At 46.7% G+C, this 22166-nt stretch carries 13 protein-coding genes; 2 read left to right on the top strand and 11 right to left on the bottom strand.

The features are described 5' to 3' along the window. Positions 1–13: 13 nt before the first annotated feature. A complete protein-coding gene (locus B5F78_RS06165) occupies positions 14–2176 on the bottom strand; it encodes a S46 family peptidase (protein WP_087406300.1) in 2163 nt (720 codons plus the stop codon). 108 nt (positions 2177–2284) lie between these two features. After that, positions 2285–4450: a S46 family peptidase gene (locus tag B5F78_RS06160; protein WP_087406299.1), complete on the bottom strand. Its 2166-nt coding sequence runs from the start codon at positions 4448–4450 to the stop codon at positions 2285–2287. 192 nt (positions 4451–4642) lie between these two features. On the opposite strand from B5F78_RS06160, the gene B5F78_RS06155 reads away from it, so the two are divergent. Further along, complete coding sequence (locus B5F78_RS06155; protein ID WP_087406298.1) at positions 4643–5329, top strand: DUF4369 domain-containing protein; 687 nt, start codon at positions 4643–4645, stop codon at positions 5327–5329. A gap of 290 nt (positions 5330–5619) precedes the next feature. On the opposite strand, the gene B5F78_RS17085 is transcribed toward B5F78_RS06155, so the two are convergent. After that, a complete protein-coding gene (locus B5F78_RS17085) occupies positions 5620–5790 on the bottom strand; it encodes a hypothetical protein (protein WP_162608495.1) in 171 nt (56 codons plus the stop codon). 43 nt (positions 5791–5833) lie between these two features. After that, complete coding sequence (locus B5F78_RS06150; protein WP_022040353.1) at positions 5834–7366, bottom strand: peptide MFS transporter; 1533 nt, start codon at positions 7364–7366, stop codon at positions 5834–5836. Positions 7367–7460: 94 nt separating this feature from the next. Here B5F78_RS06150 and B5F78_RS06145 point away from each other — a divergent pair, with 94 nt between their 5' ends. Further along, the gene (locus B5F78_RS06145; RefSeq protein WP_087406297.1) at positions 7461–8636 is read left to right on the top strand and encodes a glycerate kinase family protein; all 1176 of its coding nucleotides are present in this window, start codon (positions 7461–7463) and stop codon (positions 8634–8636) included. Here the strand turns inward: B5F78_RS06145 and ybaK are convergent. The 7 genes from ybaK to B5F78_RS06110 all read right to left on the bottom strand — a co-directional run bounded on the left by ybaK (position 8575) and on the right by B5F78_RS06110 (position 21759). Next, positions 8575–9048 (bottom strand): Cys-tRNA(Pro) deacylase, encoded by a 474-nt coding sequence (gene ybaK, locus B5F78_RS06140; RefSeq protein ID WP_013617433.1) that lies wholly within the window; start codon positions 9046–9048, stop codon positions 8575–8577. The genes B5F78_RS06145 and ybaK overlap by 62 nt on opposite strands. A gap of 217 nt (positions 9049–9265) precedes the next feature. Continuing rightward, positions 9266–12118 carry an excinuclease ABC subunit UvrA gene (uvrA, locus tag B5F78_RS06135; RefSeq protein ID WP_087406296.1) on the bottom strand — a complete coding sequence of 951 codons (2853 nt, stop codon included), beginning with the start codon at positions 12116–12118 and terminating at the stop codon, positions 9266–9268. Positions 12119–12307: 189 nt separating this feature from the next. Then, entirely contained in the window at positions 12308–13678 is a 1371-nt protein-coding gene (locus B5F78_RS06130) for an MATE family efflux transporter (protein WP_087406295.1), read from the bottom strand. Positions 13679–14167: 489 nt separating this feature from the next. Next, on the bottom strand, positions 14168–14953 hold the full coding sequence (gene mazG / locus B5F78_RS06125; protein WP_087210364.1) for a nucleoside triphosphate pyrophosphohydrolase: 786 nt from the start codon (positions 14951–14953) through the stop codon (positions 14168–14170). 245 nt (positions 14954–15198) lie between these two features. Then, positions 15199–17001 carry a RagB/SusD family nutrient uptake outer membrane protein gene (locus tag B5F78_RS06120; RefSeq protein WP_087406294.1) on the bottom strand — a complete coding sequence of 601 codons (1803 nt, stop codon included), beginning with the start codon at positions 16999–17001 and terminating at the stop codon, positions 15199–15201. Between the two features lie 33 nt (positions 17002–17034). Next, positions 17035–20298, bottom strand: a complete 3264-nt coding sequence (locus B5F78_RS06115) for a SusC/RagA family TonB-linked outer membrane protein (RefSeq protein ID WP_087406293.1) — start codon at positions 20296–20298, stop codon at positions 17035–17037. 27 nt (positions 20299–20325) lie between these two features. Further along, complete coding sequence (locus B5F78_RS06110; RefSeq protein ID WP_087406292.1) at positions 20326–21759, bottom strand: calcineurin-like phosphoesterase C-terminal domain-containing protein; 1434 nt, start codon at positions 21757–21759, stop codon at positions 20326–20328. Positions 21760–22166 lie beyond the last annotated feature (407 nt).

The raw sequence follows: 22166 nt of genomic DNA, 5'->3' as shown, positions 1-22166 counted from the left end.
ATTCAAATTATACTCAACGAACAATCGTCATTTCATCTATCAGCCTTTGGATGCCCGCATACTTGTCGATGATGAACAACACGTAGCGGATGTCCACACAAGCGGCGCGCTGAAGCTGCGGGTTATAAGCGATATCCCCCGTCAGCCCTTCATAGTTCCGGTCGAAACCGATACCTATCAGTTCGCCTTGAGCATTGAACACCGGTGAACCAGAATTGCCTCCGGTATTATCGGTAGCCGTCACAAAGCAAACCGGCATACGTCCGTCGGACATTGCATACGGACCGAAATCTTTCGTGCGATATAATTCCTTCAGCTTATCGGGCACAATAAATTCAGGATTGTCCGGATCTTCTTTTTCCATCACCCCTTTCAGCGTGGTGTAATACAGATACTCTTCTCCATCCGCAGGTTCATACGAGCCTATCTTGCCGTACGTCAGGCGCAACGTAGAGTTGGCATCCGGATAGATAGCTTTCCCTTCCTTTTGCTTCAACGCCAGCATACCTGCCACCCACGTCTTGTGCGCACGGTTATAGGCATTGGTTTCGGCTTTCATCTCCTCGCCTGTCTTCCGATAACCTTCCTTTACCGAACGGGCATATTGCACCATCAGGTCATTCTTCAACTTATCCGCACCGGGATGCGCCAGGAATGCTTCCAATGCTTCGGGAGTGTTGAAGATTGAACTATCGAAACAAGCATCTACAAAGGCATCGGTATTCCCTCCGAACCGCTCGTTTACCACCTCAAAGATACCGATATGCTGAGCCGCAGGAACCAACCGTGCATAAAGGGCAATCAATTGCTTCGATACTTTCCGGTCCACTTCGGGACTGTAATCCTTATTGAAGAACTTCGCTCCCTCTGTCCGCAAGGCAGATACCGCTTCGTCTATCTCTTTCTTCTTTCCATTCTCCAAAGCTTTCAACAAACCGTCTGTATCAGGCACTTTCGAAAATTCCGTTCCCAACATCAACGCCTCATAAATGGCTTGCTGGTGATAAACGGCATCATGACGTTTGGCTACAATCTGCTTAATGGCATCGTAGGCTTGCTGATAGGCATCGTTTCCCGTCTCACGCCCGTATGCCAGCAAACGCTCTTGCTCTGCTTTCTTGCGGTCAAGCACTTTGAGGCGCACCAGCCCTTCGTTCATGCCAATGGCGTTCTTCCAATAGTTGGCAGACGAAGCATACTTAGCCGCATACTGGATGCGGGTCTTGGCATCCTTTGCCATTTCTTCACCCAATACCCGAAGCCGCACGCCCCGCACGGTATCGCGCATAAAGTTCGTGGTACTCATACGCTCTTCCACCTCATCGCTAATCATGTAACGCCAATTGCGTCCGGGAAATCCCATCACAAACGTGAAGTCACCTTCCTTGATGCCGCCGGCATTGATAGTCAGATGCTTCTTCACCTTCAGAGGCACATTCTCGGAAGAATACAAAGCCGGCTTCCCGTCTTTCGAGGCATAAATGCGGAAGATAGAAAAGTCTCCGCAATGGCGTGGCCACATCCAATTATCGGTATCAGCACCAAACTTTCCGATAGACGAAGGAGGAGCACCTACCATACGGATGTCCTTATAAACGGTCTTAACGAACAGATAATACTTATTGGCACCATAAAACGGTTTCAGTTCGAGTACCGTAAAGTCATCGGTCTTTATCTTTTCTTTCTTGGCAAACCGAACCGTCACTTTCTCCAGATAGGAAGGCGAAAGATAATTCAGTCCTTCGGGGTCTTCGTCTTTCTTTAATTGTTCCAATACATAATCGGTCACATCAAGGATGCGGTCGATAAAAGTCACGGTCAGCCCTTCGCAAGGAAGCTCTTCGGCGTATGTCTTCGCCCAAAATCCATCGGTCAGGTAATCGTGTTCTACAGAACTGTGTTGCTGGATATAACTGTACCCGCAATGGTGATTGGTAAGCACCAGCCCTTCCGCCGATACTACTTCGCCCGTACAGCCTCCGCCAAAGTGAACCACCGCATCTTTCAGGCTGATGCCCTCAGGACAATACACCTTATCAATGCTGATGTCCAGTCCCAAATCTTGCATCACCGCCGCATTCTGTTTCTTCAGGTCGGTCAGCATCCACATGCCTTCATCGGCATGAGAAACCAGAAAGCAAGCGGAAAAGAATGTTATCAATAGGGATTTTCTCATAATGCTTATAAAAAAATCACCACAGATTACACAGATTATTTTAATTGACAATTATCATAATCACGTATGAATAACATAAATAATCTGTGTAATCTGTGGTGAAAAAACTTATTCTACAATCGTCATTTCATCAATCAGGTTCTTGCATCCGCCCAATTTCTCCACGATAAACAATACATAGCGGATATCTACGGCAATGCAACGCTGAAGGTTGTTATCGAAATTGATGTCACCCGAAAGCGACTCCCAGTTGCCGTCGAATGCAGCGCCAATCAACTCACCGTTACCGTTCATCACCGGTGAACCGGAGTTACCGCCCGTAATGTCGTTTGTAGTCAGGAAACAAGTCGGCATCTCCCCGTTGGGCAAAGCATAGCGTCCGTAATTCTTCGTAGCGTAAAGTTCTTTCAGCTTCGCCGGTACAACAAATTCCGGATTATTGGGGTCTTCTTTCTCCATTACACCCTTCAACGTAGTATAATATTTATAATGTACGCCATCCTTCGGGTCATACGATTTCACATTACCGTAAGTCAGACGAATGGTGAAGTTGGCATCCGGAGCTTTCGGCGTAGGAGCATACATTTCGCACAAGCCGCGCACGTAGGTCTTGTGGAGCAAGTCGATATCGCCACAAGCCTTGTCATAGTCTTCGTATAACTTCTGTAACATTTCATTCTTGCTGGTCGAATACTGGACCGCCAAGTCATTGTTGATAGCTTCCAGTGTCGGATTGGCAAGAAACGCATCGAAATTCTTCTGGTTAGAGAAAATGCTGGTATCATACAAGGCATCGATATAAGCATTGTAATCGCCATTATATTTCGTCTTAATAGTCTCATAGAAAGCGGGAAGCGCATCTGCAGGCACGCTCTTGGCATAAAGCGGAATCAAGACCTTAGCCACCTTGCGATCCACTTCATGGTCATAATCCTTGTTATGCACATTGGCATATCCTTCTTTCAATTGCTCCAATGCTTTCTCGATATCTTTCTTCTTGTTCTTTTCAAGCGCAACCTTCAGGTTATCGAAAATCAAATAAGTAGCACCAAACTCGATGCCTGAACGGAAAGTTTCGGTGAAATAAGTCAATTGCTTGGCTAGCGGAGTCACCCGAGTTACATACTCATCGATTTTAGCCACCACCGAAGCATAATCGGCATTGTTCTTTTCTTTCGCGAACTTAGCAAAGTTGGCTTCCTGTTCTGCCTTGGTTTCCAATACACGGTTATCCACGATAGCCTTGTTCATTCCAATCGAATTTTTCCAATAGTTGCTGGAAGAAGCAAACTTGCTGGCATACTGGATACGTACCTTATCACTTGCTGCCATTTCCTTGCGCAACACTTCCTGACGTGCCTCGCGCACCTGAATGCGCGGTGTATTGGTTCCGTCCATGCGGAGTTTCACCTCGCTTTGGGTCAGATAGCGGCTGGTGCTTCCGGGAAATCCCATAATCATGGCATAGTCGCCTTCCTGCAATCCTCTCAACGAGATGGCAAGATGCTTCTTTACCTTTAAAGGCACATTTTCGGCACTATAAGGCGCAGGGTCCCCGTTCTTGTCGGCATAGATACGGAACATCGAGAAGTCGCCCGTATGGCGGGGCCACATCCAGTTATCCGTTTCACCCCCGAACTTACCGATAGACGAAGGAGGAGCTGCCACCATACGCACATCGCTATAAGTCTTGATGAAGAACAGATAGAACTTATTCCCCTGATAGAAAGGCAATGCCAGAGTTGAGATGCCCGGTTTTCCTTTCAGGTCGCTCTTCTTCAACGCCTCATCCGCCAGCTTCTTCAAGTATTCAGAGCCGAATGAATTAAGTTCCGTCACCTTTCCTTCCTTAATGTCTTCATTTACCTGCTCGGTTACGTCTACAATACGTTCCACAAACTTGAAAGTCAATCCCGGAGTAGGAAGTTCTTCAGCACGGCTTTTCGCCCAAAACCCATCAGTCAGGTAATCATGCTCCACCGAGCTATGCTGCTGGATAGCATCGTATCCACAATGATGATTTGTAAGAATCAAGCCTTCGGGCGAAATGATTTCACCCGTACATCCGCGCCCGAAAATACCTACGGCATCTTTCAAAGCCACATGATTCGGACTATAAATATCATCCACGCCTATCTTCAAACCTTGTGCCTTCATACGGTCGGCAAGGTTCTGCTCCTGCATCAGCTGGAGGAGCCACATTCCTTCATCGGCTTTCGCCGGCGCAAATACCGCACAAATCAGTGCGAATGCCAAAAGTTTCAGTTTTCTCATGTCGTTGTTATCAATTTAACTGTTTATTATTTCTTTCTTTTTTCTAATCAGCGAACAAAGATAGCGAAAAAAGCGTTTCCTGCATCTACATTCAGTAATAATCCTCTATTAAGTTTAATTTTTGATAATTTATTTCCATGAAAATAGTAAACGTTATACATTTGCCACACAAATCTTATAAGGCTTATATCTATGCATAAATGGTATTTGTTTCTACTATGTTGTACAATACTCTGCACCTCGTGCGGTAAAAAATACAAAATAGAAGGTGTATCTTCTGTTTCGAGTCTTGACGGTAAAATGCTTTTTATCAAAGTCCCTTCAGGTGACAAGCTGGTCAGCATCGATTCGGCAGAAGTGATACATGGCCTTTTCAAAATGGAAGGCAAGGTCGACTCTACGGTCGTAGCTTCCCTCTTTATGGATGACAAGTGCATCATGCCGGTAGTCATTGAGAAAGGAAACATCGACATCAATATCAACAATGCCGGCTTTACACTGAAAGGAACTCCCTTAAACGACAGCTTCAACGAATTTATCCTGAAACGTAATTCGCTAAGCGACCGTGCCGATGAAGTGGAGCATCTGGAAGCACGCATGATATTGGATGGAAAAGACCCTGCAGAAGTACACCGTGAAATAGAGAAGCAACGCAACCAGGTGGCCACACAAATAGACAGCCTTGCCAAGACATTCATACAGACTAACTACGACAACGTATTGGGACCGGAAATATTCATCATTCTGTGTTACGGCATGCCTTATCCCGTATTGACTCCAGTAATGCAAGACATCATCAACGAAGCCCCAGCCTCGTTCAAAGAAAACCCTATGATAAAAGAATTCATTTCAATTGCCCAAAGCAATATGGACAATTGATTTTTACGTAAACAGCCAATACAATACATACCCCGGAAAAATGAATATATACTGCATCGGCAGTTGAATATAACTGCATCGGCGATTGAATATAACTGCATCAGCCTACGGATATATACTGCATCAGCAAACACAGTACTAGTGTGTTTTTCAACTCGCCGGATTGGCTAATTTCAGATGCGTACCTTTGCATCAGCCAGATACTAAATGACTAGGTTCTGAATAGTTTTACAAATGGCATCCAATACCTAAAACCTAGAACCTAGTCAATCAAAAAATAGCCTAAAAACTTAGAAGCTGTTTTTGAATTTCTCCAAAAAGTTTTTCTTGGCTTGATGTATCCGTTTTCGTGTGTGCTTTGGGCGATTTTTTGGTCCTTTTCGCTCCTGTTCTTCGTCAGATAGCCCGCTATATTCCTCATCACAGAAGCAAAAATGCCTCAAAAACTCATCCCAAATCATCGCACGATAAATTCAAAACAGCTTCTTAGAAGCTTTATTTTTCCTATGCTACTTTCTCCAACCGCTTCATCACCGAGAAGATGAACAAGGCAGCCAAGAGACAGAGTACCATCAACGTACCCCATACCACATAAAGCGGCATATCTCCCCATAACCAAGAAGCCACCGAAGTGAGGTAATTACCGATAGCCGTAGCCACGAACCAACCTCCCATCATCATACCCTTATACTTAGGAGGAGCCACTTTCGACACGAACGAAATACCCATCGGAGAAAGAAGCAACTCGGCAAACGTCAATACCAGGTAAGTCGATACCAGCCAGTTGGGCGATACAAACGAAGCAGTTCCCGCCTCAATAGCCTGAGCCTGCTCGGTAGGACAAAGCAAACCGACCGAAGCAGCCAACATCAGCACATAACCGCAAGCAGCCACCAACATACCCAAACCGATTTTACGCGGAGCCGAAGGCTCTTTGCCACGTGCTGCCAACGAACCGAATATCGCCATAGATACAGGCGTAAGTGCTACGACAAAGAACGGATTGAACTGCTGGAAGATAGGCGCATCCACCGGAGTGCTTGCAGGAAGTGCGACGTACTGATAACCCAAGAAGCACATTGCCAGAAAGATGACCACACACGAAACAAGCTTGCCTTTGCCTGTTTTCGACTGGAAAAACGAGAACAGGGCATAAACGATGAATATCACCGCCACCAGGTTCCATACGCTGAACATCATGCTTTCCAATCCTTCCGAGCTGCGTGCGGTAAACTGCTTGGCAAAATAAGTCAATGTCAAACCGTTCTGATGGAATGCCATCCAGAAGAAAATCACCACGGCAAATACCAGACACAGTGCCACGATGCGCTCTTTCGTCTCACGCGGCGAAAGCTCCTCGTGCTTTTCTGCCGCAGCAGCACCCTTGCCTGCTTCTTTCACACTTCCCCCTTCCACGTGGCGGAACGTGCTACGGAACCCGTAATAGATAGCCATGGAAACAATCAGCGAAACACAAGCCACGCCGAACGCAAAGTGATAGGAATCGTTCGCACTTACACCCAGGCTGTTCTGCGCATACTTCATAATCTCGACCGCTGCTGTCGGAGCAAAAAGCGCACCGATATTAATCGCCATATAGAAAATGCTGAACGCCGAGTCGCGCCGCTTGGCATACTGGGGATCATCGTAGAGGTTGCCTACCATCACCTGCAGGTTTCCTTTGAAAAGTCCCGTACCGCAACTGATTACGACCAGTGCGGCAAACATTGCCACCAGCCCCAATGTGCTGCTTCCCATCGGCAAGGCAAGTAGTACATAACCGGCAAACATCGCAATAACGCCCACCGTCACCATACGCCCATAACCGAACTTATCGGCAAGAATACCTCCTATAAACGGCAAAAAATAAACTAAAGCCAAAAACATGGCATAAATGTTGCCGGCTGTACTCGGCGACATGCCGAAATTGTCCATCAAGAACAAAACGAAGATAGCCAGCATTGTGTAATAGCCGAAACGTTCGCCTGTATTGGCGAGCGCCAGCGCATAAAGACCTTTAGGTTGTCCTTCAAACATACATAAAACTATTTTAGATTAATAAAAAAACATTTTTCCACCGACAAAGGTATGAAAATTACTTATTTTTGCAAAGGAATAAGCACCATACGTTATGAAAAAGATTGTTTTAGCTATCGATTCGTTCAAAGGATGTCTCACATCGGAAGAAGTGGAGCAATGTGTAGCAGAAGAAATACATCGCCTCCACCCTCAATGCCAAACCGTAGCCATCCCTATTGCTGACGGAGGAGAAGGTATGCTCGACACACTGATAAATGCCATGCAAGGACAAATCATTTATACCCGTGCCCACGACCCGCTCATGCGAATGCGTACAACACGCTACGGCATACTGGGCAATCAACAAACCGCTGTTATCGAAATGGCGGAAATAAACGGCCTGACCACACTCTCTCCCGCCGAACGGAATCCGATGGAGACCAGCACATACGGTACGGGAGAACTGATAAAGGAGGCTTTGGAAAAGGGATTCAGACGGTTCATTATCGGTATCGGAGGAAGTGCCACCAACGATGCAGGCATGGGCATGATGCAGGCACTCGGTGCACGGCTCTACGATAAAGAAGGAAACGAATTGGGACAAGGAGGGAAAATCATGCAACACATCGCACGTATTGACCTCGATCTCCTGCATCCGGCTCTGAAGGAAACAAGTTTTACCGTAGCTTGCGATGTACAGAATCCTTTCTACGGGCCACAAGGAGCCGCCTATGTCTTTGCCAAGCAAAAAGGAGCTACCGACGAACAAATACATCTGCTGGACAAAGGGATGCAACATCTCGCCCGTCTCATCGAACAGGATTTTCACATCTATATAAATAAGGTAAAGGGAGCGGGAGCTGCCGGAGGGCTTGGCGGAGCCTTCCACGTATTGTTGAAAAGCCGGCTTCAATCGGGTATCGAATTACTGTTGGACACCGTAGGATTCGATGAACAAATCAAAGACGCCGACCTCGTCATCACCGGAGAAGGCAAGGCAGACCGCCAGACTTGCGAGGGAAAGGTTCCTGCAGGAGTACTGAAAAGAGCGACAAAAGCCGGCATCCCTACCCTTCTGCTGGCAGGAAAGACAGAAGACCGCGACTTATTGGAAAAGATGGGGTTCTGCCGGATCATCCAAATCTCACCTGACACGTTGTCTCCCGAGCAAGCCATACAACCGGATATTGCACGGGAAAACATCCGCAAGGCTACGCAATGTGCCTTCAAAACAATGCAGCCACTTCCGCCCGCGCCTCACGTATCAGGTCATCAGGAGCAAGCTTGATTTGCAGCCCCCGTACGCCTGCACTTACATAAATAAAAGGAAAATCCAGGCAGGTTTTATGAATATACGTCGGGAAATGCTTTTTCATCCCGATAGGCGAACATCCACCGCGTATGTACCCCGTGAGCGGAAGCAATTCCTTTACAGGTATCAAATCACACTTCTTATTACCCGAAACCTTTGCCGCTAATTTTAAGTCGACTTCATGCTCGCCAGGAATCACACAGACAAAATATCCGCTCTTATCGCCGTGCAACACCAAGGTCTTGAATACACATTCGATGTCTTCTCCCAACGATGCCGCCACATGCACGGCACTCAAGTCGTTCTCGTCCACTTCGTAAGGAATCAGTTCGTAAGGCACTTTTGCCTTATCCAGCAAGCGTGCCACATTGGTCTTGTTAATTTTCATAAGCAATTTCGTTTGAATCTCACCACAGAAGACACAGAGTGCCACAAAGGAACACAGAAGAATAGGTCAATAAACAATATGCTAATGTAAAAATAAATTAGCACATTGCCCTATTATTCATTGGCACATTAAAATAGAATCTGTGTGCCTCTGTGGTGAAAATATGCACAATTTCATACCGCACATGGTATCATTCTTCATTCTTAATTCTTCATTCTTAATTCTTCATTCTTAATTCTTCATTTACCTTCAGTTCTTCCTTCAAAAACTTAGGCGTATAACCTTTCGGACTCAGTGCCACTTCTTCGGGCGTGCCGGTAGAAAGCACCTCGCCTCCTCCCCTTCCGCCTTCGGGTCCCATATCAATGATATAATCCGCCATTTTAATGACGTCCAGGTTATGCTCAATGACAATCACCGTATTGCCCTTGTCCACCAGACGGTTCAGCACGTTCATCAGTACCCGGATGTCTTCGAAGTGCAAGCCTGTGGTCGGCTCGTCCAAAATATACACGGTCTTGCCTGTATCGCGTTTCGAAAGTTCAGTGGCGAGCTTCACACGCTGGCTTTCGCCTCCCGACAAGGTGGTGGAAGGCTGCCCCAGCTTGATATAGCCCAACCCTACTTCCTGCAACACCTTAATCTTATTCAGAATCTGTGGCACGTTTTCAAAAAACTCTACCGCACGGTTGATGGTCATATCCAGCACATCGGCAATCGACTTTCCTTTGAAGCGCACCTCCAGAGTCTCGCGGTTGTACCGCTTGCCGTGGCACACCTCACAAGGCACCAGCACATCGGGCAAGAAATTCATCTCAATGGTCTTGTAACCGTTTCCTCCGCATGCCTCGCACCTGCCTCCTGACACATTGAACGAAAAGCGTCCGGGCTTGTATCCGCGCATCTTCGCTTCGGGAAGACTTACAAAGAGATTCCGGATATCGCTGAACACGCCCGTATAGGTAGCCGGATTGGAACGCGGCGTACGCCCCAACGGCGACTGGTCGACATTAACCACCTTATCAATGTATTCCAGCCCTTCGACGGCATCGTAAGGCAACGGGTCTTGCAACGAGCGGTAGAAATGTTGCGAGAGAATGGGCTGCAAGGTATCATTAATCAACGTAGACTTGCCGCTTCCGGAAACCCCAGTCACGCAAATCAGCTTGCCCAACGGGAATTCCACATCGACATGCTTCAGGTTGTTTCCCCTCGCTCCCCGAATCCAAAGCGATTTCCCGTTTCCTTCCCGGCGCTTGGCAGGCACTTCGATTCTCATTTGCCCGTTAAGGTATTGCGAGGTCAGCGTACTGGTCTTCAGCATCTCAGCTGGGGTTCCGGCGAAGACCACTTCCCCACCCAGCCGTCCGGCTTTTGGTCCCATATCGACAACATAATCAGCCGCAAGCATCATGTCCTTGTCGTGCTCTACCACGATGACGGTATTTCCCAAATCACGCAATTCCTTCAACGAATTTATCAGGCGGATATTGTCGCGCTGGTGAAGCCCGATGCTCGGCTCGTCGAGGATATACAACACGTTTACCAGTTGCGACCCTATCTGCGTGGCAAGGCGGATGCGCTGGCTCTCGCCTCCCGAAAGGCTGACCGAAGAACGGTTGAGCGACAGGTAATCCAACCCCACATCCAGCAGGAACTTCAGGCGGGTACGGATTTCTTTCAAGATTTCCGCTGCAATCAGGCGCTGCTTCTCTTCCAGAAAAGGCTCCACATGCTGCAGCCATGCATAAAGCTCGCTAATGTCCATCGTAGCCAGCTGGTAAATGTTCTTATCGTGGATACGGAAATGTAACGCCTCCTTATTCAACCGCGCCCCCTTGCATTCGGGACATACATCGGTCTTGGCAAACTGATCCGCCCATTTCTGTGCGGTAGCCGAAGCCTCCCGGTCCTGCATCAGCTGGATATATTTGACAATCCCCTCGTACGTCACAAAATAATCGGACGAAGCATGTATCAGGGAATCTTTTATCTTCAAACGTTCGTCGCATCCGTACAATATCTCGTTAATGGCATCCTCGGGCAACTGGTTGACCGGTGTCTTCAGGTTTGCGTCATACCGTTCGAGCAAGGCATCGATTTGCCAGAATATCATGCCATTCTTATACTTTCCCAGGGGAGCAATCGCCCCTTCGTAGACCGAGAGGGAACGGTTGGGAATCACTTTGTCCACATCTATCAGATTGACGTAACCCAATCCCTTGCAACGCGGGCACGCACCCTGAGGCGAATTGAAAGAGAAATTATGAGGAGCCGGCTCCTTGTACGAAAGTCCCGTGACGGGACACATCAGCCGCTTGCTGTAATGGCGTACGTTTTCGGTCTGCGCATCGAGTATCATCAGCAGCCCGTCACCCTGCTGCATCGCCGTAGCCACGCTCTGTTTCAGGCGTTTCTCCTCTTTGTCCGTCACCACGGTCTTATCGATAACCACCTCGATATCATGGTTCTTATAACGGTCCAGCTTCATGCCATGCACAATTTCCTTCACCTCTCCGTCGACCCGCACATACAGGTAGCCTTTCTTCCGCACCTGTTCGAAAAGTTCTTTATAATGCCCCTTCCGAGTACGCACCAACGGTGCCAGGATATAAATCCGTTTTCCTTTATAGTCGCGCCGGATAAGGTCGAGAATCTGTTCTTCGGTATACTTCACCATCTTTTCGCCCGACAAATACGAATAGGCTACTCCGGCACGCGCAAAGAGCAAACGCAAATAGTCGTAAATCTCGGTAGTGGTACCTACGGTAGAACGAGGATTCTTATTCGTGGTTTTCTGCTCAATGGAGATCACCGGACTCAACCCCGTAATCTTATCCACATCGGGCCGCTCCATTCCTCCCAGGAAATTGCGGGCATATGCCGAAAAGGTTTCGATGTAACGACGTTGTCCCTCGGCAAAGATAGTGTCAAAAGCCAACGATGACTTCCCGCTCCCACTCAGACCTGTAATGACCGTCAGGCTGTCGCGGGGTATATCTACATCTATATTCTTCAAGTTGTGCACACGGGCACCCTCTACACTGAGCGTTTGGTTTTCTTCTTTCATACTTAACAGGTGATATATCCTCGCAAAGATATAAAAACCTTACCGAACTGCCATACTCCGCAAAGAAAAAGTAACAAATGACGCAAGCCAGATAACTTCGTCTGGTGTAAGATTATTAATCTTCCGCTTGTAAGATTATTAATCTTGCAGCCTGAAGATTATTAATCTTACAGCGGATGAACCTATCACTTATTCAGTCCTTTGTTGTAAACAAACCTTTCTTGTCGCCCTGCTGTATATCACGATAATCACTAGGGTGGTCAGCATCTCTGACAAGCACAATGCCAGCCAGATGCCCTTCGTCCCTATGGCTTGGGGCAAAAGGATGAAAGAAGGTATCAAGAAGATAAACCCGCGCAACAGAGCCAGGAAAGTTGCGGGTTTCACCCGTTCCACGCTCTGATAATATCCTATAACGGTAAGGTTAAGGATAAAGAAGATGAAAGCAGCAGAGAAATAGGGATACCCTGCAATGGCTATACGGGCGGCAGGATTATCCGGACTGATAAACAGCCCCACCAGTATATGCGGAAACAAAGTGAATGCAGCCATGATGATGCCTCCGCTCACAACAGAAGTAAGCAGCGCGATACGTTCTGTTGCCACCACTCTTGACCGATAGCCCAAGCCGAAATTATAGCTGATGATGGGCTGCGCCGACTGTGCAATGGCATTGCCGACCATAAACACGAACGGTATGTAGTAGCAAACTATGCCGAACGCACCCACACCGTTATCGCCCAAGTATTTCATGAACACCTGATTGCCGACAAACATCAGCGTGGCAAGCGTGGCTTCCGTCAACAAGGCGGACGAACCGATGCGGCACTGGTATCCTAAGTTGCGGAAAGAAAGCCGCATGCTTTTAACACTCCACTTGACCGGATAAAAGCGCAATTTACGGGCAAACCGGAACAGATAGACAAGCCCGATGAGACCACCGGCGAACAAGCCTATCGTAGCGGCAAATGCCGCACCCATCAATCCCCAACCTAAAGGAAATATGAACAGCCATCCAAGCAGGACGCTGATAAGGGCTGCTGCCACGTTGCACATCATGGCAAGCCTTGGAGCACCGTCCAAACGTATGATGAACAGGCAAACGGAACACCACATCTGGAACATCAGCGAAGGAACAAACCACAGAAGGTATTCCCTGACCAGCGGGGCAAGATGTTCCGACGCGCCTAACAGCCGTGCGGTGGCAGAAGGATAAGCCATCATCAAAACAGCCGGAATGAGCGCCACAACCGTTACAAACAGGATGGCCTGGGTCACATTGATACGGGCCGCTTTGGACTTTCCACGTGACAATTGTATGGAAGCCACCACCGATGAGCCTGCCCCGACCATCAGTCCCACGCCGGTAAACAGCATGAGCAAGGGGATGCAGATATTGATGGCGGCAATGCCGTCGCTGCCTATCCCATGCCCGACAAATATGCCGTCTATGGCTGTGACGGCCGACATGCTCAACATGCCGAACAATGTAGGGATAAAATACTTCTTGAACAGTGTAAATACTTTCACTGTACCTAAATCAATAGCATCTCTTTTCATTTTCTTATCGTTTTATTTTTATTGTCATGTTATTCGACAAACAAAAAGCCGGATAAGGTGATTGGTTTTACCCAGTCATCTTATCCGGCATATTATCTGCCCTCCGATGAGGATTACAAAACGCTTTCTTTCGTAATTTCGCTGCAAAGGTGGGTCAAAGATTTGGAGTATGCAAAATTCTGGCTGATTTTTTTCAAAACAGTTTCTGAATGTCAACATTCTGCCCCTACATGGGTTATTTACGGAATTCATTAACCATCTTACCCCATAGTTGTAAGACAAACATCCGCATGTAATGCGACAAGTTGAACTTGTTCGAATCCAACATAACTTCCTTGCAAAATGCAGTAGTACTGACTTTGCCAATGAAGTATAAAAAGCAAATTTAGAAGCTGTTTTGAATTTCTCCAAAAAGTTTTTCTTGGCTTGATGTATCCGTTTTCGTGTGTGCTTTGGGCGATAAATTCAAAACAGCTTCTTAAACATCACCTAAAGCCCTTGCCTTTTCGCCTCTTCCCAGATAGCGTCCATCTCTTCCAATGACATATCCGTCAGTTTCCGTCCGGCTTTCAGCGTATGTTCTTCCAGATAGTTGAACCGGCGGATAAACTTCTGATTTGTCCGCTCCAAAGCATTATCGGGATTGATTTTATACAGACGTGCGGCATTGATAAGGCTGAACATTACGTCGCCGAACTCGGCTTCCGCCTTCTCCTTATCCATTGTGGCTACTTCCGATTCGAACTCGCTGATTTCTTCCTTCACCTTGTCCCATACCTGCGTACGGTCTTCCCAATCAAATCCCACGTTACGCGCCTTGTCCTGAATGCGGTATGCTTTTATCAGTGAGGGCAATGCCTCGGGCACTCCGCTCAACACAGACTTGTTCCCGTCTTTTTCCTTCAGCTTGATTTGCTCCCAGTTCTCGGAAACCTGCTCTGCCGTGTCCGCCTTCACTTCGCCGAATACGTGTGGATGGCGGAATATCAGCTTGTCGCACAGGCGGTCGCACACGTCCTTGATGTCGAAATCGCCCGTCTCGCTTCCTATCTTGGCATAGAACACCACGTGAAGCAACACGTCGCCCAATTCCTTGCAAATGTTTTTCTTGTCGTCCTTCATCAGAGCGTCGCACAACTCATACACTTCTTCTATCGTGTTGGGACGCAAACTCTCGTTGGTCTGCTTCCGGTCCCACGGGCACTTTACCCGCAACTCGTCGAGCACATCGAGCAACCGCCCGAAGGCTTCTATCTTTTCTTCTCTTGTATGCATATACCTATCATTTTATCGTTTGCAAAAGTAAGGAAAAGCTTCGGAAAAACCTATTGCGGATTTGAAAAAGTCAGAGGGAATTAGGGGGAGTTAAGGAGTTAGAAGGAGTTAGAAGGAGTTAGAAGGAGTTAAGGAGTTAGAAGGAGTTAAGGAGTTAAGGAGTTAAGCCAATACTTTTACTGATGTTTCCACCAACAAAGCTATTGACTTAACTCCTTAACTTCTTAACTCCCGATTGGCATGAATCAGAAAGACAATCCGTCGTTCCAACCCGGGTTCTGAGTCAGATTCGGATTCAGCGACCGTTCGTTGATAGGTATCGGATACAGGTAATCACGCTCTTCATTGAAAGCCGTGCGTACAATATCGTGATGATAATCGACATACCCATGATCGCCTTCCGACAGAATAATGTCCGACCCTATCTGATATACCTGCGCATCGGGCACTTCGGGTTCAGTATCGCCTTCATCGTACAAAACCACGTCAATCTGACCGTCGCCGCTCAGGTCATATTCACCTGCGCCGGGGAAATACATGCCCATAATAGACTGGTTGATGCAGGCACCCGCTTTCCAGCGCACCAAGTCATCGAAACGGAAACCTTCCTGAGTCAACTCAATGGCACGCTCGCGACGGATTTCCAAGATAACCCCTTGATTGCTTCCGGTCACATTGGTATAGCCATAATCGGCAGACGACAGGTAACTATCGGGATTTGCGTTAGCCTGAGCCATATCCAAATGCGGCATACCTACACGGTCACGGATTTCATTCACCGACTTATCCAAATCTTCTTGCGTCAATGTTCCCAGTTCTGCCTTAGCCTCAGCAAAATTCAGCATGACTTCAGCCAGACGGAATACAGGAAGGTCGCAGGTAGAACGGTCGTTACGGTCTACCTGACCGCCCGAAGCTGTCGGGTCTTGCACATATTTTATCGGCTGGTATCCTGTTACACTAACCGACAAGTCGGGAGCCAAAATGTCCGTCTGCCCGATACGGTGATAACCCGGAGTACGAATGCTCTGAGCCAAACGCGGGTCACGGTCTTTCACTTCCTCTGTAAAAGGCATCGTTTCCCATCCTTCACGGTCGGTAAAGCGTGTTCCGTCTTTCATCAAATAAGCATTGATGAGTTTACGGGTTACGCCCGGACGTCCTTGTGTAGGAACCAATGTATGTGCCGTAGCATTGTGGTAAACACTCATGCCGTAATCGAACTTGATGGCAAGGATGTATTCATCGGGATTGGCATCTTCTTCAGCAAAAAGCGTCAAGTAATCCTCTTCCGGATTATCCGTCGAATACAGATGATATTTACCGCTGTTTATCAATTCTTCCGCTGCATCCGCTGCCTGTTGTAAATAATAGGTATAATCATGTCCGTCCAAAGTCAGGTTATGATATTTCCGGTATGTTCCTTCATACAAGCAGAAACGAGATTTCAATGCCAATGCTGCCCAACGGTTTACACGGAAAGGACTGCTGGTTTCTTCTTCCTTGGTAGGCAGATTCTCGATAGCATAATCTACATCAGCCAGCATATTGGTCATCACCAATTCACGAGAATCACGGGCTTTATACAAATCGGGGTCGTCCGAAAACAGTTCTTTATCATACCAAGGCACATCGCCGAAACGCTTTACCTTATCATAATAGAAGAAAGCACGGAAGAAACGTGACACAGCTGTATATTTAACGGCTGCTTCTGCATCCTCACACTTATCTATATTTCCCAACAAGGTATTAATACTTCGCAAAACAGTCCACGACCATCCGCCCCCACTGGCAGGCACGATACGGTTTTCACCTCCCAACATCTCGTCAGATAATTCCTGTTGCACATACAAATCGCTTTGTTCATCGTAAGGCGACTTATTAAGAATGCTATTATAGAAATTATTGCTGAAAAGCTGAAGGTCTGTTTCGGTCTTGAAATAGTTCGTGTCCACAATCTTATCCAGCGGCTCTTTGTCAAGCCAGTCATCACACGAAGAAAGTCCGGCAAGCAACGCCAACGCTATAAATATAGTTTTCTTTTTCATAATTGTTTTTTCTCTTCTGTTTAAAAGTTCATGTTAGAAAGTGACATCAATACCGAACAGGAACGACTTCTGCCACGGATAGAAAGCATTGTTGTAAGCATCGCTCCGGTCGATAGCGCCTTCTGGATCAACATACTTGGTATGTTTCTTGAGAGGAGACCAGTAACAGAGGTTTTCACCTGTAAAATAGATGCGTATAGCTTCAATACCGGCTTTTTGAGTCCATTGTTGTGGAAGGGTATAACCTACGGTTAAAGTTTTGAAACGCAAGTAACGCAAATTCTGCAAATAACGGTCGTTTACATTGCTCAGCACACCGCCTGATGCCGAATAAGCCATCGCACGCGGGAAATAAGCGTCCGGATTTTCGGGCGACCATACATCTTTCAAGAAATCTTTCTGCAAGAAAGACAAGTAAGGATAAGAATACGGACCCCAGAAAGGCATCGACTGACCGGTAGGATACCAATAGTGGTTACCTGTTCCTTGAAAGAACGCCGACACATCAATACCGTTCCAGCGTACACTTGCCGTAATACCGTATGAAAGCGAAGGCAATTCATTACCAAGTATCTTACGGTCTCCCGGATTGTCTACATTGTTGCTGCCGATACCGATTTTATTATCGCCATCCAAATTGACAAACTTCACGTCACCAGCCTGCCAGCCTCCAGTCTGCCCCTTCAATACATAACTCAAATCCAACTGTTCTGCGTATGCCTTTGCTTCTTCGTCACTTTGGAAAAGCCCGTCTGTTACGAATCCCCAAATTTCACCAATTTCCATACCTTCGTAATAAGGTTGGGCAAAAGTCTTGTCTTTGTTATCATACTTTGTAACAACACTCTTATAGTCACTCAAGTTGAAACCGATGCTATACTCGAACGGCTTGCTGCCCAAAGTCAACTGGTCACGCCAGTTCAACGTGATTTCATATCCTTTTGTACGCAAATCTGCCGCATTCATATCAGGCACACTTGCGCCATATACACCAGGCAGTTCCACACCGTCGGTCAACATATCCCGCGTATCACGTATATAGCCATCCACTGTTAGGTTCAAACGGTTGCCCAACATTGTCAAATCGAAACCAAAGTCCCATTGCTGAGCGGTTTCCCACGTCATATCCGAAGCGATAGGTGCTCCCAATGTAGAATATTTAGGCAATACGCTTCCTTCGCCGAATGTGTAACCTAAGTTGGCGATTGAAATCAGACGGGCAAACGTATAATAAGAAGATACATTCTGATTACCCAAACTACCGAACGAAGCCCGAATCTTCAAGTTATCTACCAAACGGCGTGCCGGACGGAAGAAAGGTTCTTCCGAAATACGCCATCCTACAGAAGCCGAAGGAAAGAATCCCCAGCGGTTGCCTTTCGCAAAACGGGAAGTACCGTCGTAACGCCCGCTCACTTCGAACAGGTAACGGCTCTTGTAATCGTAGTTGATACGGCCGAAGATACCCAATAGCGCATATTCGTTCTGACCACCTCCTACACCGGTTATGACCGCTCCGTCTGCATTTTGACCGACCAAACCTAAATCATCCAAATCGGCAGATACCAGGTTTTCGCCGTATGCCGAAACATTCTTGCTTTTCCAAGCCTCGTAGTTCATACCGGCAACTACGGTCAAATGATGTGCATCGTTGAACGTATCGGTATAGTTTCCATAAATATTGGTTGAATAATAATGACTCGTATTAACCCATTCATCCAAACGGTTGGCACCCGCACCTGTAGCATACGAAAGTAATTCGCCATCGGGATATTCACGGTAATACATCGGATTGGAACGGCTCGTATTACGGGTCTGATACAGACGATACGTAAAGTCTCCCGTAAAGCTCAATTCCTTTATCGGAGAATACACTACACGAGTGGTATTCGAGAAGTCTGTGCCACGCTCTACATTGCGGTGCGAATCTTCACCCAATAAAATATGACGCCCATTTGCCACTTTATAATTTAAATAAGGTGTACTATACAACCATGAACCGTCGGGATTCTTCTGTGGAAAGCAAGCTAAAGCGTGGCGGGCACTGTATGCCAACGTATTTTCTACACTGCCATCACCCAAATAGTTGTATTGCGAACCATAGAACGAAGTATTATTCGACAAAGTAAACCATTCATTGATACGGAAATCAATCTTCGAACGCAGATTGTATTTCCGGAAAACATCGGGATTCTCACGCAAGATACCAGTCTGCTTGTCGAACGAACCGGAAAGGAAATACTTGATATCATCTTTTCCTCCACTGATAGAAAGATTATGTTGCTGCATCGGACGGTTATCGCGATACAATTCATGCCACCAGTCGTGGTTTCCATAATATACCCATTGGCGGCGTCCGTTTCTCACTTCTTCCACTACCCACGGACGGTCGGGATGTTCAGTCTTATCATTCACACGGTCCAGCAAAGCCTGCATATCTTGGTCTGTATAATCGACATACAACGTACCCGAATCAGCTTGCCAAAATTTATTAATGGTATATACCGACCAATAACCGGTTGTTTCATATTCGGTAGAAGTGGTAGGAGCTTGCCAACCGAAACGTCCGCTATAATGTACTGTAGCCTTTCCGTCTTTAGCGGCACCCGACTTAGTAGTAACCAAAATCACACCGAAGGCAGCACGTGCACCGTAAATAGCTGCTGCAGAAGCATCTTTAATAACCGAAATAGATTCTACATCATTCGGATTGATACGGTCCAATTCGCCTACTGCACCGTCTATCAGCACCAACGGTTCGGCATCGTTGATAGAAGTCACACCACGCACATTGATACTGGCAGAGCTTCCTGGAACTCCAGAAGAAGTAGTGACGTTCAGACCAGCCACCGTACCCTGTAACATATTGCTCAATGAACGGGTTACGCGGTTTTCCAATTCATCACCTCCTACCGTCGCAACCGCACCGGTCAGGTTTACTTTCTTCTGTTTACCGTAACCGACCACAACCGTTTCGTTCAGCAAAACGGCATCTTCTTTCATGTGAACAGTTACGCTGGATTGATCAGGAGCAACCTTTACTTTCTGCGAAGCAAAACCGATGTAAGATACATTCAAAACTACCTCTCCTGCAGGCACTTGAATCGTAAACGCACCATCGATATCGGTTACCGCTCCAATGGTAGCACTCTCTACCGCAACCGTCACGCCGATCAAAGGCTCATCGTTTGCGTCAAATACTTTTCCCGATATGGTTCTGTTTTGAGCAGAAAGTGTCATAGCACTCCCCACTACGAACAACATCAAGAATACAACTACTGATTTTAATGTTCTCATTGTTTATGAATTAAAGAAATGTGTATTTTATAAGTCGATAGTCTGTGTATAGACTTCGCCGAAACGGTTGGTAAACTCTATTTTGATTTGTCTGGCACCATCGGAAGGCATGGCACGGAACAAGTGAGCCGTAGGTTCAGCCTGGCTGCGGTCTTTCAGTTGCGAAGCACGCTCTTCATCCGAACCGACAAACTGTTCCATATCCCCCATCGGCTTGCCATCCTGATACCATACCACACGGCAAGCACTGTCCCAGTCCCAGACATTGGCTACCACAAAACTGCTTTGAGCCGTAAACTCTCCTTTATTATATATACGGAACTGATAAGCGAAATCGCGGCGCGTTGCTTTGTAATGCCATTTCACATTATCGCCATCTACATCTACTACCATATAGCCATTGGGTGCACCACACTGGTTTACCCAACCAGCCCACCAGCCGCCACAAGCTGCGCCGATGTTGTGCTCGTAAAGCGTAGGAGTCACTTCGTTGTTCTGGAAGAAATGCGTATGCCCGGAGAATACATGCACCTTATAATCTTTCAATACTTCCTTCAAAGCATCCGCATTACGGACATTTCCGCCCGGCGACACTTTATTCCATACCGGCGCATGCAGGTTCAAGATAACCAGACTTCCTTTGGGCACATAACTTAAATCCTTCTTCAGCCATTCCAACTGCTGCCCTGTAAGGCTTTCTACATAATTCTTCCCACCCACATAGTTGATGTCTTTCATCGTTACAATGTGCGCCTTGCCGATATTAAACGAATAATCGGTGGGACCGAAATAGCTTCCGTATATCCTTTCACCGTATACCGGAGTGCCCATCGCCATATTGTGAAGGTCTTGGTATTGCTTATCGAAATCATGGTTTCCGATGCATTGGAAGAAAACAGCACCGGTATTTTTTACCGACTCTTGATATTCATCGAACAATGGCATGTTGTCCCACACCAAATCACCCAAGGTCATGGCAACCACTTCACGCGTCTGCTTTAAAGAATCGATAACTTCTTTCAAATCGGGTACCGTTTCCTGACGCCAGCGCTTCAGTTGTTTTTCATTTTTTACCTGAGGATCCGATATGGCTATATAATGGAAACGTCCGTCTGCTTGCTTCCGCTTCTCCAATACGAAATCATACTTTCCGCCTGCTTGAGCCAAGTCACGTACCGCAATATAATGTCCTGTAGCCAACCCGTCCTGCTGTGGCAAAACATACGCAGCCGGAGTAGATATTGCTACAAATTTACTGATTGTCGTATCCGAATTCAATGCCCATGCTCCCAGCTTGTCTGTCTTGGTAAAATGCACACCGTCATTTACCACCACACCAGGTATTCCCTTACCGCTTTGGTCTGTCACCTTCCCATTGAAACGCAACATTGCTTCCTGAGCACCTGAAGCCAGGCACATACCACAAAAGAAAGCACTAATAATTAAAGATTTACCATCCATCTTTACTTTTGATTTTATAAATTTAATCTAGTTTTGTTTACGAAAGCAAAAGTAAACCTGTGGCATTTCAAATCTGTTACACCTTAATGACATTACTATGTGAGAACAAAGACAAAACCAATACAAACAAAAAATGCATACCTGAACCCATGACAAGGATTCAAGTATGCATTTTGATGAACATAAGTGAGTGAACCGTTTCACATAAGTAAGTCGGGCGTTTCACATAAGTAAATCAGGCCGATCACTTATGTTCGTTCGAGGGAGCTTTTTAACCATCAAGCCCAAAAAACTTTTTAGAAGCTGTTTTGAATTTATCGTGCGATGATTTGGGATGAGTTTTTGAGGCATTTTCGCTTCTGTGATGAGGAAGATAGCGGGCTATCTGACGAAGAACAGGGGCGAAA

The sequence above is a fragment of the Bacteroides sp. An279 genome, from assembly GCF_002159615.1.
GTDB lineage: Bacteria > Bacteroidota > Bacteroidia > Bacteroidales > Bacteroidaceae > Phocaeicola > Phocaeicola intestinalis.
Note: the sequence above shows the minus strand (reverse complement) of the source record. Positions and strands in the feature narration are given on the sequence as shown.